Origin of the sequence: Terribacillus aidingensis, from assembly GCF_900215625.1 — a bacterium.
Taxonomy (GTDB): domain Bacteria; phylum Bacillota; class Bacilli; order Bacillales; family Amphibacillaceae; genus Terribacillus; species Terribacillus aidingensis.
Genome location: NZ_OBEK01000002.1, coordinates 509,071 through 522,238, shown reverse-complemented (window position 1 = coordinate 522,238; position 13,168 = coordinate 509,071). Strand labels below are relative to the sequence as shown.

12 protein-coding genes are annotated in these 13,168 nt (G+C 42.0%); 6 read left to right on the top strand and 6 right to left on the bottom strand.

Annotated elements, in window-relative coordinates:
• Window positions 1-248: 248 nt before the first annotated feature.
• Together spoVB and CRO17_RS07850 are read left to right on the top strand one after the other, a co-directional pair.
• On the top strand, window positions 249-1,775 hold the full coding sequence (gene spoVB / locus CRO17_RS07855) for a stage V sporulation protein B (RefSeq protein ID WP_179636917.1): 1,527 nt from the start codon (window positions 249-251) through the stop codon (window positions 1,773-1,775).
• 65 nt (window positions 1,776-1,840) lie between these two features.
• Window positions 1,841-3,052, top strand: a complete 1,212-nt coding sequence (locus CRO17_RS07850) for a DHH family phosphoesterase (RefSeq protein WP_097041000.1) — start codon at window positions 1,841-1,843, stop codon at window positions 3,050-3,052.
• A gap of 43 nt (window positions 3,053-3,095) precedes the next feature.
• On the opposite strand, the gene CRO17_RS17485 is transcribed toward CRO17_RS07850, so the two are convergent.
• Window positions 3,096-3,245 carry a hypothetical protein gene (locus CRO17_RS17485; RefSeq protein WP_179636915.1) on the bottom strand — a complete coding sequence of 50 codons (150 nt, stop codon included), beginning with the start codon at window positions 3,243-3,245 and terminating at the stop codon, window positions 3,096-3,098.
• 191 nt (window positions 3,246-3,436) lie between these two features.
• Here CRO17_RS17485 and brnQ point away from each other — a divergent pair, with 191 nt between their 5' ends.
• Both brnQ and CRO17_RS07840 read left to right on the top strand, forming a co-directional pair.
• Window positions 3,437-4,786: a branched-chain amino acid transport system II carrier protein gene (brnQ, locus tag CRO17_RS07845; protein ID WP_097040998.1), complete on the top strand. Its 1,350-nt coding sequence runs from the start codon at window positions 3,437-3,439 to the stop codon at window positions 4,784-4,786.
• A 392-nt stretch (window positions 4,787-5,178) separates the two neighbouring features.
• Window positions 5,179-6,024, top strand: a complete 846-nt coding sequence (locus CRO17_RS07840) for an aldo/keto reductase (protein ID WP_097040997.1) — start codon at window positions 5,179-5,181, stop codon at window positions 6,022-6,024.
• A 45-nt stretch (window positions 6,025-6,069) separates the two neighbouring features.
• On the opposite strand, the gene CRO17_RS07835 is transcribed toward CRO17_RS07840, so the two are convergent.
• On the bottom strand, window positions 6,070-8,217 hold the full coding sequence (locus CRO17_RS07835; RefSeq protein ID WP_097041946.1) for a type IA DNA topoisomerase: 2,148 nt from the start codon (window positions 8,215-8,217) through the stop codon (window positions 6,070-6,072).
• A gap of 100 nt (window positions 8,218-8,317) precedes the next feature.
• Window positions 8,318-8,779, bottom strand: a complete 462-nt coding sequence (locus tag CRO17_RS07830) for a CBS domain-containing protein (protein WP_179636913.1) — start codon at window positions 8,777-8,779, stop codon at window positions 8,318-8,320.
• 242 nt (window positions 8,780-9,021) lie between these two features.
• Here CRO17_RS07830 and CRO17_RS17480 point away from each other — a divergent pair, with 242 nt between their 5' ends.
• Complete coding sequence (locus CRO17_RS17480) at window positions 9,022-9,195, top strand: hypothetical protein (protein ID WP_097040995.1); 174 nt, start codon at window positions 9,022-9,024, stop codon at window positions 9,193-9,195.
• Window positions 9,196-9,307: 112 nt separating this feature from the next.
• Here the strand turns inward: CRO17_RS17480 and CRO17_RS07820 are convergent, their stop codons facing one another.
• Window positions 9,308-10,285 (bottom strand): ring-cleaving dioxygenase, encoded by a 978-nt coding sequence (locus CRO17_RS07820; RefSeq protein WP_097040994.1) that lies wholly within the window; start codon window positions 10,283-10,285, stop codon window positions 9,308-9,310.
• Window positions 10,286-10,796: 511 nt separating this feature from the next.
• On the opposite strand from CRO17_RS07820, the gene CRO17_RS07815 reads away from it, so the two are divergent.
• Window positions 10,797-10,988, top strand: a complete 192-nt coding sequence (locus CRO17_RS07815) for a hypothetical protein (RefSeq protein ID WP_097040993.1) — start codon at window positions 10,797-10,799, stop codon at window positions 10,986-10,988.
• 17 nt (window positions 10,989-11,005) lie between these two features.
• On the opposite strand, the gene CRO17_RS07810 is transcribed toward CRO17_RS07815, so the two are convergent.
• The gene (locus tag CRO17_RS07810; RefSeq protein ID WP_077309161.1) at window positions 11,006-11,347 is read right to left on the bottom strand and encodes a bh protein; all 342 of its coding nucleotides are present in this window, start codon (window positions 11,345-11,347) and stop codon (window positions 11,006-11,008) included.
• A 78-nt stretch (window positions 11,348-11,425) separates the two neighbouring features.
• Window positions 11,426-12,907 carry a D-alanyl-D-alanine carboxypeptidase/D-alanyl-D-alanine endopeptidase gene (gene dacB, locus CRO17_RS07805; protein WP_179636911.1) on the bottom strand — a complete coding sequence of 494 codons (1,482 nt, stop codon included), beginning with the start codon at window positions 12,905-12,907 and terminating at the stop codon, window positions 11,426-11,428.
• Between the last annotated feature and the right edge of the window lie 261 nt (window positions 12,908-13,168).

The window sequence follows — 13,168 nt, the reverse complement described above, 5'->3', positions numbered from 1 at the left end:
GATTCTTTATCAAATGGCATTCAATAAGTAACAGCTTTCCGACTTAAAGAGAAAGAAATTAGGTAACTAAAAGTATTCCGTGATTTTGGACAAATTGGTTTGCATACTTATTAATAACCGTAATGAAAATCCTCTATCGCATCATAATGAAATTTATATATTTCTTGGCAACTCCCGCTCCCTTCCCCTGACATAAACACCTCCTCTTCCACATACATCTAGAATATGGACAAGTTGAGGTGACTAATGTGGGAAAACAATCATTGTTAAAAGGTACGATTATTTTGGCTATTGCTGCTTGCTACAGTAAGCTTATCGGCTTTATGAACGGTATCGTGTTATCGCGGCTGTTGGGGCCTGAAGGAATCGGACTAGCTATGATGGCGATGCCGGTAACTGGCTTGTTGATTGCGATTACAGGTTTCGGTTTAGAAGTGGCGGTCGCCAATTTGGTAGCAGAGAACAATGCTTCCAACAATCGGACAAGACTGCGGCATGTGCTATCTTTATCTTTTCTAATCACAGGGGCATTGAGTATTGTCACTTCTTTGCTGCTTTTTGGTCTTATTTCGTACGCGCCAGGATTGTTGTTTGCTGATCAGCGAGCTATTTACACATTTACCGCTATTATTCCAATCATTCCAATCGTTGCAATTTCTTCCATCTTGAAAGGCTATTTTCACGGAAAACAATACATGTCCCCTGGTGCCTTCGCTTCCATATTGGAACAAAGTGTGCAGCTAGTTGTGACGTATATGCTTGTTCAATATCTGCTGCCATACGGACTAGGTGTTGCTGCCGCTGGTGCAGTAATGAGTATGGTGATTGGCGAAGCAATATCTTTAGGAGTCTTAATCGTCGCTTTCCAGAGACAAAAAGAATTCAAATGGCGTTTTCTTCACATTATCGGAGATCTAGTGCGTGACGGTAAACAGCATACACGTGACTTGATTCGTGTGGCGCTTCCGAATACAGGGACGCATTTGGTCAATAGTTTTGCTGCCGTATTAATGCCGATTATTATTACACACAGCTTTATCACAGCAGGCCACACAGCGGAAACAGCAACCGAAACGTACGGATTATTGATGGGGTATGTGATGCCGCTCGTTTTCGTACCAACTTTTATTACGCATTCGCTTTCTACCAATTTGCTGCCCTCAATCAGTGACTTATACGCAAGACGTCAATTTCAGCAAATGTACAGCAATATTAACCAAGTCATAACAGTCACGATGATGATTTGTATACCTTGGGCGCTGTTTCTCTATTTCTTCGCAACCGATTTGACAAGTTTGTTTTATCACTCCGAAGATGCCGGACTGCTTATACAGAAAATGATTTTCTGTTTTATGCTCAGCTATTTGCAAATCCCGCTGCAGGCTGTTTTGATTGGCATCGGCAAAAGCAGTGTTGTTTTATACAATAATTTAATTGCTGCGCTGGTCAGTCTGCTGGTTATCTATTTTGTTGCCTCTCAGCCAAGTATGGGCGTAAATGGCGTGATCCTCGGTCTGAATCTTGGTGAAGTTCTCGGGACGCTGCTGCATTTTGCAAGTTTGTACCAAGCTGTCCGCTTTCCTTTTGGATTTGCTCGGTTTTATAAATTGCTTGTTGCAATCGTTTGTATGGCATCCGCTGCGATTTTTCTTTACCTGACACTGGATTCCTACATTGCCAATGGGTATGTACTGCTAAGCAGTGTATTACTAATATCCGCTGCCATTTACTTGCTGCTCCTTCACCGATTCCGGCTGCTAAAACAAGAGCAATAATGAATCATGCTTGAAGCCGATAATTACGCTAGGTTATACTTATACTAGTAATTGAGGTGAAGACATTGTATAAATTATTGACGCATAACGACTTGGATGGTGTCGGCTGCGGAATTTTAGCGACACTTGCTTTTGGAGAGGATGTCGAAATCCGTTACAACTCCATCAGCAGTTTAAACGAAGAAGTTAAGAAATTCCTAGCGGATGAAACCCAGCATCATAAAGAATTATGGGTAACGGATCTGGCGGTGAATGAAGAAAACGAAGCCGCAATTTCTGCGTTCATTAAGGCTGGAGGCAAAGCCAGACTAGTGGATCATCATAAAACAAGTGAACATTTAAACGCACACGAATGGGCTTGGATTGCGACGAAGCAGGATGATGGTGCACAAACATCCGCTACGAGCATGCTTTATGATGTTCTGGTACAAGAAGGACACATGGAAAAATCACAATCGGTGAGCGAGTTTGTGGAACTTGTCCGCCAATACGATACATGGGAATGGGAAAAACGGCAAAATGAAGCGGCCAAGCAGTTGAATGCCTTGCTCTTCTTGCAAAGCATTGACGAATTTGCGGCTGAGATGATTGAACGTCTGCAGCACAGCGATTCTTTTGTTTTTAATGACTTGGAAGCAAAATTGCTGCAAGTACAGGACGCACAAACGGAACGTTATATTCGGAAGAAACGAAAGCAAGTCGTCCCAATTAAAGTAGATACATATCTTGCCGGCGTTGTGCACGCAGAATCTTATCTATCTGAATTAGGCAATGATCTTGGTAAGACTTTCCCGCATTTGGATTTTATCGTGATGGTTATGATGGGTACAAAGCGTTTAAGTCTTCGGACCATTCATGATGATGTCGACGTATCTGCTATCGCCGGTAATTATGGCGGAGGCGGCCACCAGAAGGCATCTGGTGCGACGTTAACAGAAGAGGCGTTTGAGCTCTTTGTTAAACATGCATTTGAACTGCAAACATTGCGTCCAGATGCACCGGAAAACAAATTTAATACGCCAGAGAACGATTTGGGAACGTTGTACTGCAATGAGCAAAATGATAAATTCTTTATCGTTCAGCAAAACCGGAAATACTACGTTATGAAAAATCAGAAGCCGGCAGAGATTGGCTATGATACATTCGCAGAGGCAGAAAAACAATTGAAGCGGGAAGAACTTGCATTTCTTGTTAACGATCACCGCTATGTAAAATATTTAAGTGAGCGTGTGAAAAAACAGGATCTAACTGTTAATCAGCCAGTTGTCAAAAAATAGGAAAACTAAAAAGAAGGCGGGATGCACCATCCCGCCTTCTTTTTTATAAACTCTCTGCTGTTGCTATCGCTTGTTCCATTAACTGAATGTCTTCTTGAATCAAGCTGCGAATCCCGGAATCCGGGCATCTTCTGTATTCGTCTTCAAGCCGTCTTAATTCCTCATGAAAGATATCTGTATCCGAATAATGCATATATACTGCCTCCAAATGGCCTTTAGTAATATATATGCCGAAACAGCCAAGAAATATACACCTTAAATAATAAAAAATATTGTTGTCCCTTTTTATGTTGTGTGATAGAATCTCTAACATAGTTTAAATTTTATTTATTTTAAATTGTCAAACTATTTAGAAAAAGTATCTTTGCCTTTGGAGGTAATATTATGAAAAAATCAATTCCGTTTTCTTATGTCATCATTACTGGGTTCATGCTTTTTGCCCTCTTCTTTGGGGCAGGCAACCTAATCTTCCCAGCTTTACTTGGTCAGCAATCAGGAACAAATGTATTGACTGCTAACCTAGGCTTTATTATTACGGGAGTTGGCTTGCCGTTGCTCGGTATTTTAGCATTTGCTATATCTGGTAAAAATGATTTGCAAGACTTAGCAAGCCGTGCGCATCCGATTTTCGGTTACGCATTCACGATTATTCTGTATTTGTCTATCGGCCCGCTGTTTGCCATGCCGCGTACAGGAACTGTTTCTTTTGAAATCGGCGTACAGCCTTTCCTATCAGGCGATTTTGGAGCATGGCCGTTAATCATTTACTCAATCGTATTCTTCGGATTAACGTGCTTCTTCTCTTTAAAGCCAACTAAAATTGTCGAGGTTGTTGGAAAATACTTAACGCCAGCACTATTAGTTGTCATTGCAATCCTTATTGTTACCGTGTTGGTAAACCCAATCGGCAGCCCGCAGGAAGCAACAGAAACTTACAGCAGTAACGCTTTCTTTAAAGGTTTCCAAGAAGGTTACCTGACGATGGATACACTGGCAGCATTCGTATTTGGAATCATTGTAATTAATTCTGTAAGAAATATCGGCATTACAGATCGTAAAAGCATTCTTGCCTTCACATGGAAAGCAGCTGTCATCGCAGCAGTTCTTCTTGCTTTAATCTACACTTCCCTATCTTACCTTGGTGCAACGAGTGTAGCAGGAATCGGCCAATTGGATAATGGAGGTTCCGTGTTAGCAGGAGTTTCTGACTTTTATTATGGAAATGCAGGTAATGTATTGCTTGGTTTGATTGTATTTGGCGCTTGTCTCACTACAAGCATTGGTCTTGTAACGGCATGCAGCAGCTATTTCAGCCGCCTGCTTCCAAATGTTTCTTACAATGTTCTTGCTATTGTACTATCAGCGTTTAGCGCTGTTATCGCAAATGCTGGTTTATCCAATATCATTACCTTCAGCGTACCTGTACTAACAATCATCTATCCGCTGGCAATTGTATTGATTTTCCTTACATTCTTGCATGATGTGATTGGCGGAAGCAGAGCTGTCTACTTGACGAGTTTATTGTTCACTTTTGCAGTTAGTTTGATGGAAGGTTTAAATGCTGCTGGAATTCCTATCCAGGGTGTTCAGCAATTCTTAACGGATAACCTGCCAATGTACACGTTAGGTCTAGGGTGGCTGCTGCCAGCAATTGCAGGGGCGATTATCGGCTATGTGATTCATCTTGCAACAAAACCTAGTAAAACTGAATTTAATAAAGCGAATGCTCGCTAAATAAACAAAACGCCCGGTCCCTTGCCGGGCGTTTTGCATGTTTAAGAGTTGAGCGATGCAATAAATACTTCCAATTGTTTATCGGTATACTGTCCTTGCGAAAAGATTACCAATCCTCGAAGCGGTAAATCATTTAGCATCGGAAACAGTATTTCTTTTACATTTTGTGCATCTTCGGATATCAAGCTTAGCTTACCGCGGAGCAATTACAGAAGAAGTTTATTGTTTCGTTGAAGAAGAACTGCCAGAAATTGATTTAACAGAAGTTAGAAATCAATCATTATTTTTAAGACCAAAAAACAGCTGATTTGAAACAGCAAGCAAGTGTTTCCTTAAGACAATGCAGTCTGTCTTATGCTAGGCTAGTAGTAGAATTGGAAGGAGAGATACAAATGGAACAACAATCTATCCCCGTAAAGAAATTTCACGATGGCTCCGTATATCCAGCGGTCGGTTTCGGTACCTATCAGCTAAAAGGAAGCCATGGCGTGCAGGCTATCCGCAGTGCTATTGATGCCGGTTACCGACTGCTGGACACGGCGTACAATTATGAAAATGAAGCGACAGTTGGGCAAGCAATCAAACAGCACGGCATCAAACGAGAAGAACTGTTGATAACATCCAAGCTGCCTGGGCGCTATCAAAAATACGACGATGCGATCACAACCATCCAAGAATCTCTCTATCGTGCTGGTCTTGATTATTATGATCTCTATTTAATTCACTGGCCGAATCCAAATCAAGACAACTATGTAGAAGCATGGCAAGCATTACAGGATGCCCGTAAATGGGGCTTGATCCGCTCCATCGGTGTTTGCAACTTCCTGCCCGAGCATTTGGACAGACTAAAAGCAGAAACAGGCGAATTTCCTGTACTCAATCAAATTGAACTGCACCCATATTTCAATCAAGAAAAGCAGCGCCAATACCATGAGGAAAATGGTATTGTAACGCAGTCCTGGAGTCCGCTAGGCAGAAAAACAGATTTGCTGCAAAATCCTGTACTCTCTGATATTGCAGCAAAATACGGAAAATCCGTATCTCAGATTGTATTGCGCTGGCATTATCAGCTCGGCAGTATTGCTATACCAAAATCAGCTACTCCTAGCCGCCAGCAAGAAAACATTGCTATCTTTAATTTTGAACTGAATCAAGCGGAAATGGAGACCATCGACGGTCTGACTAAAGCAGATGGCAGAGTTGCCAATCAAGATCCAGCTGTTTACGAAGAGTTCTAAAAAAAGAGCCATGTGTGCATTGCACGCATGGCTCTTTTGATTTTCTTATTTCTTTTCAAATTCCATATTCCAGCTGTAATACTCATTGTCTGTATTTTTCTTATAGGAAAGATAAGCTGAGAATTTTTTTCCTCTCTTGCTCGTCAAGCCTTTCACATGTGCTGTTCCGCTTTTCAGCAACGCTTTCACCATTGTTTTTGTCGGTTTCTTCCGCATCGAACCGAGGAATTTATCTGCTTTCCAAATGATAAAGCTGCATGATTTCTTGTAGTTTTTACAGCCAAAGCCTTTATACCCTTCTACTACATCGCCGCCGCATGCCGGGCATTTACCAAGCACTTCATATGTTAACGTTTGTTTTTCAATGGTTCGTATCGGGGCAGCTTCGTCTTGTTTCATTGTTTGGACGGCATCCTTCGTAAAGGAGAAGATCATTTCCAGGAATTCTTCACGGCCTACTTTCGCATCCTCAATATCTGCCAGCGTCTTCTCCAGCCGCCCGGTAAAGGTCAAGTCGAACAATGGCTTAACAGGGAATGTATCTACGAGCTTTCTGCCTGTATCAGTTACATGCAGTTCTTTGCCTTTGTTGCTGATATAATGGATGTCTTTTAGCTTTTTAATTGTTTCTGCCCGTGTTGCAGGTGTACCGATGCTAAAGCCGCGCAGCACTTCCTCGACTTCTTCCTCATCTTGTTTACCTTTTCCGCATGTTTCCATCACACGCAGTAATGTTTTTTCCGTATGCGGCTTTGGCGGCTGTGTCATATGAGATGTAACCGACGTTTCCCAGGTATCCACAATCATGTCCTTTTGAACATCCGGCAGCAGTGTTTCTTTTGTTTGCTGCTTCTCGACCTTTTTCCAGCCATCCACGAGCTGAATTCGACCTTTGGAAATAAAGCTGCCTGACAGTGACACTTCCGGTATGACAGTTTCCAGCGTTGTTTCCTGATAGACAGCAACCGGCATAAATTGCATAATAAAACGATTCTTAATCGCTGCATACACAAGCTCCTGATCTGGCGTTAACCGTTTTGGCAGAACATACGTTGGAATGATGGCACTATGGCTTGATACTTTGCTGTTATTGAAAACACGCTTCGACCGGGTGAATTTTATTTCTGATTCATAAGGTAAACCAGCCGCTACTTTCTTCAGTACCCCAGCGGCTTTACCGACAAGGCTTTCTTCCAGTGCCGTACTGGACGTACGCGGGTACGTGATATACTTTTTCTCATAAAGCGTCTGTGCCACTTTCAGCACTTTATCAGAAGTCCATCCGCTGTATCTGCCGGTCATATACCCTTGCAAACCAGATAAGTTGAACAGCGGCGGACACCATTCCTTTTTATCTTCCGTTTGCTTATCTTTAATTTGCCCTTGTTTGCCTTGTATTTGCTGCAGTATATTCTGTAACGGTTCTCGGTCTTTGAATTTGTCCGTTTTGTCCTCTTTATACACCCCTTCATAAAATTCCTTATCAGGTGTACGGAACGTTGCCAGCAGTTTAAAATACGGCTCCGGCTTGAACAAACGAATCTCTTCATCGCGGTCATAGATAATTTTTAACGTGGGCAGCAGGACTCGTCCGATATTGAGCACTTTACCGCGTCCGCTCTGATAACGGAGTGTCGCAACAGACGTCAAGTTAATCCCGATAACCCAATCCGCCCACTGCCGTCCGATACCTGCATCATAAAGCGGTGTTAATTCTGTATTTGGGCGCATTGTTTGCAATCCGCGTAATACTTCTTGTTCTGTCCACTCATTCAGCAGCAGCCGGTAAACTGGCTTATTCGGCTTGATATAGCGAATAATGCTGTCGCCGATCAGCTGGCCTTCCCGATCGTAGTCACAGGCAGATACAATTTTTTCAACATCTCTGCGCTGCATAAGCCGTTTAACGATACTGATTTGCTTTTTCGCTCCTGGATCTGCAGTATCCCGGTTGCGTGGATTTGATTTTACTTTATAATGAAATGTTTCTGGAACGAATGGAAAGTTGTCGAGTTTCCATTTAGCCATTTTGGTGTCGTAATCCTTAGCATCATACAGCTGCAGCAGATGACCAAAAGCCCATGTAATAATGTAATTAGGTCCCTCATAGAAACCATCTTGTTTTGTCTTAATTTTTAATGCATCGGCGATATTCTTCGCGACCGAAGGCTTCTCCGCCAATATGACAGTCATACTCATATATAGCTAAAACTCCTTTTAAACTAACAAACTAGTAAGCTTTATTGTACCATAAAAAAGCACTGACCCATTTAACTGGGTCAGTGCTTGCCTTTTAAAGCGCATCCAGAAGTGTAGAATGAACAGTGCGCAGCACATCACCGCGGCTGATTACGCCGACAACCTGCTTCTCATCATTCAATACTGGTATCTTTTTAAAGCGATGCTTGGCTAAAATGTTCACCACTTCTTCTATTTCATCCTCTTCATGCACGGTAACAATTCCTCGTTTTTTAGCCAGATTTAATACCGGATGATCTTTTAGTTCTTCTACAATCTTTTCTAGTTTTTCTGCTCTGTAGCTTACTGTCAACAAGTAGTTAAAGACGCTCGCATCTTTCGGCTGAATGCCTCGCAGAATATCACCGTCACTGACAACACCGATGATGTGCCGATCTTTATCTAATATCGGCATTCCGCTAATCCGCCGATTCACGAATATCTCTAGTACCCGTTTCACCGTATCTGTTTCGTTCGCTGCAATCACGTCTGTAATCATGAAGTCTTTTGCTTTCATATAAAAGCCTTCCTTCTGTATGGGATGATTTGCTACATCTTTATTATACGCTTTCATGGAAAGATTCGCTAATAACAGGAATCCAACTTGAAACAAAACTTGTTAAGTCTGCAGTCAGCATGCAGTGGTAGCGGGGATATGTTAAAATATGTATAGGACTACTTAGATTTACTTTACCCAAGACGCTGTACACCGAAAGAACTGACATCCCTGCTATCAAAGATAAAAAGGAGACATGCAGTATGTTCATGAGTGTGATTACGCTGGCATCCTTCGTAATATGGATTACGGCATCCCAGGAACTGATAAAACCGTCAGAACAACAGAATAGGCAGAAGATAATTACGTTAACTTCTGCCGGTACATTAACTACGGCAGCTGTGACCATTTCCCTTTTCCAGAGCCTTCCGTTCTAAATGAAGTGTAAACGATTTTGGAACTCCGGAACTTTATTCTTCAAAATTAAATAGTGATCTTTCCATCAAAAAAGCTCAGATTTTAATCTGAGCTTTTCATCACTTTTCTCGCTTATTCTTTTTCAAAATGCTTTGTACTGCGCACCGTATCAATTGGACGAACGAGTTTTTCTATGCGTTCCCGTTCTGGTTCCAGGAATGGAGGAAGTGACAGCTTTTCTCCTAATGTTTCATATGGTTCATCGCCCATGAATCCTGGTCCGTCAGTTGCGAATTCAAAGAGAATCTGCGGAGCCACGCGTGAGTATAACGATTCAAAGAAGTGACGATCCACATAACCGGAAGTTTGGAATCCAAAGCTTTGCATCCGTTCAATCCACTCTTCCAACACAGAACGATCCTCTACACGGAAAGCGGCATGGTGCACCGTGCCGTATCCTTGTCTTCCATCTGGTAAAACCGTATTGTGCTCAACAATCACGCGCGCACCATTTCCGCCCTCGCCAACTTCATACAGAAATAGCGATTCTTCTTGCGCGACAGGCCGGAATTGCAGCACCTTCTCCAGCATTTCTTTGAAGTAATCAATATGAGCCGTCCGGACGTGAATTGGACCAAGCCCTGTAATAGCATATTCCAGCGGCACCGGTCCGTCTTGCCACGGCGTTCCGGATGCCACCCCTTCATCATGTTCATCGCTGATCAGCTGGTATTGCTGCTCATCAAAATCTTCAAACGTTACTGTTTTAATACCAAACTGCTCCTTCACGCCACGATGCTTTACATCCAAGCGATCAAATCGTTTTACCCAATAATCTAACGCTGCATCAGATGGAACGCGAAAGCCCGTTTTGAAAATTTCATTTGTACCGTGTGTACCTTTCGGAATACCAGGAAAATCGAAGAATGTCATATCTGTCCCCGCACTTCCTTTGTCATCCGCAAAGAATAAATGGTACGTCTGAATATCATCTTGGTTCACTGTCTTCTTGACTAGACGCATGCCTAGCACATATGTGAAGAACTCATAGTTTTTTTCTGCACTGCTCGTAATTGCTGTTACATGATGGATACCTTTTAAATGATTCATGTTTATCACTCCAGCCTATTGAATGGAATTACCTCGAATTCGAGATAATTGTATTATGACTGATATACTAGCTGGTGTCAAATAGATAGAAATCAAAGAAATACTGCTTATAATTTCAATTACATCAATTCTTTTCAATTTGAAGGTTAATTGATGTGTTTAGTTCATTTTTTGCAATTTTGCCCTTGTTTTGTTTGTGCTTCGTTTTTAGCCGCGGCCGCCGACTTCTGCAGATTTGGTGAATTTCAATTTCAATGCAAAACAATAGAGGTTGCTCTTGTGTTTAAGAGCAACCTCTATTTCTAGATTTGATATTCTTTTAGTTTTCTCGCTTTGTTTCTACCATTAAGATGTAGTACGTTGTATGAGTCAAAGGAAGCAAATCTGTAATTTTTTTCATTTGAGTAACCTCCTTGTATATCGATATGCGATATATATCGCACTTTGATAAAGCTACCACTTTTCCCGTATAAAATGGTAATATAGCATTGTATAAAAAAGGAGGGTGTACATGAGCGCAATAATTGATCGTGGCTTCTTGCTTTGGATTTCGCTTTCATTGCTGTCGCATGGCGCAGCTGTACTGTTAGCCAGTGCTGAAAGTGATTCCTTCGTTTATTTCATCATCATTGGTTTTGTTTTCCTCGGCTTCTCTGTACACCGAGCAGATCGCTTCTATAAAGCACAAAAAACAAGCGCCTGAACATATGTCCAGGCGCTTTACCAATGCTTAACATCTTTGAAATCCCGCATAATGATGCGCGACTTCTTGATATCGTCATATAATCGATATGGTTTGCTCGCCAGCCGAATTGGCAGCGTAAAAAGAAATTGACTTAGATCATCCCTGTACTCTGTTGTCATTCTGGAAGGCTTTGAAAGAAGCCGCTGCTGCCACTCTTGGATAAATTCCTTTTGCAGGTCAAGTCGGACATCGATGGCGTGATGGCATTGTGTACAGCAGATAGTTTTTAGTTTGTCATTGATGTAGGTGATAGTAAATGGAGACTCTTCGCGACAATGGATACAATATAGATCTGCTTCCATGCGACTTTGTTTCACCGTTAACTCCTCTTTTCCTAAATATCCTTCCTACTCTGTACTTTCGCTGTTCGTGTGCCATTATCCTGTCTATTTCCATCAATTATTATGCATACTTTCCAAATTATCATAAACCAATTTCAATAAATGGTCTTCAATCACCGGACCATCCTCTTCATCTAACAAGCCGTTTAATACAATCGAAAAAACAAGCTGTTCTCCGGTTTTGGTTTTCATATACCCTGATAGTGAGCTTACCCCTGTCAGCGTCCCTGTTTTTGCGATGACGTTACCAGCAAGCTCTGATTCTGTAAAACGGCTGCGAAGTGTTCCGCCGAGTAATCGTTCAGGTTCTCCAGCGATTGGCAGGGAGCGTTTAAATGAAGGGAACCAGGATGCCTTCTGAACGTTTATTAGTAAAGAAGTCAGCTGTCTTGCCGTTATACCATTTGCATGAGACAAGCCTGATCCGTCACGGATTACCATTTGTTCCACTGGTAATTGGAGCTGTTTAAGGTAGCGCTCCATTTGTTCAATACCGTCCGGCCAATTACCAGGTTTCTCTTTTCTGCCGATTTGTTTTATAAACATCTCCGCATGTCCATTGTTACTCAGCTTCATAAACGGAAGAAGCAATTCTTCCAGTGGTGCAGATTCCCTTTTTAATAAGGTTTGAGATTGTGATGGAGCAGTACCCGTTTTGGCTGTTCCTTCCCAATTAATACCCGCTTCATTTAAATAGTCAGCAAATAGATGCAGCACATATTCCGTTGGTTCCCAAACCGCTACCCATTCCTGCTCCTTCTCTCCTTTTGCAAGGCTGCCAGAAATAACAATCTCATTTTTCCCATGTGTACGAACGATTTCCAAATCTGTCTCATCCTGCTCTCCTGCTATCACAGCATTATTGCGTACCGTTATATAATCTGTTGCAGGAGATGTCCGAATTGCCGGTATCTGTGAAGAAGTGTCTGCACGCACTTCAACCTTGACCGTTCCTGTATCATGATCTTCATCTGGTGAAACAGTCAATGCGCTAATTGCTGCACCATAATATGCAGATTCATCCTTCCATGTTGTATCCTCGCTGTAACGTGCCTGATCAAACCAAGTATCATCTGCGATTATATCGCCGCTGATATGATGTATTCCCAAGTTCTGCAGCTGTATCGTCAGCTGCTGTAAATCCTTATATGTCAGAGACGGATCACCTTGGCCGATAAGATAAAGATTTCCTTCCAGTTTCCCTTCTTCTATCCGCCCATCTGTAGCAACTTTTGTTTGAAAGTGGTGTGACGGACCTAATTCATGTAATACAGCAGCTGCCGTAAGCAATTTCATGTTAGAAGCGGGCCGCATCCGCACATCAGCATGCTGTTCGTAAAGTGTTTTTCCTGTCTCAGCATCTGCAATATGAATAGCCGCAACCGCTCCTTGCAGACGCCCTTCTCCCGCCAGGTATTTCTCTATCCTCTCTTTCATCCTATCCTCTTTTCCGGCTACGTGAACATGCGTTTGAGGTACCATGCATAGGAAAAGCAGCAGTCCGCCCGCTAAAATCCGTAAAAATATACGCAACATTAGCATCCCTCCTTTTTTGCATATCCTACTTAGCCTGTATTGTTTCTACCATATATATGTATTTGTATTTAGTTTATCAAACTTTCTGACATCTTAGAAAGGAGGCGTGAAGAGAACTACTTTACTGATTCAGACTGGAGAAGACTGAACCAAACAAGTTTTAGGTAGGTTTTATCTATTTATGAAGTTTTGAAGCTGTTCTTAGTTAGTTCACTTCACAACAAAGAATCCAGCATTATTTGCTGGATTCTTTGTAAGTTC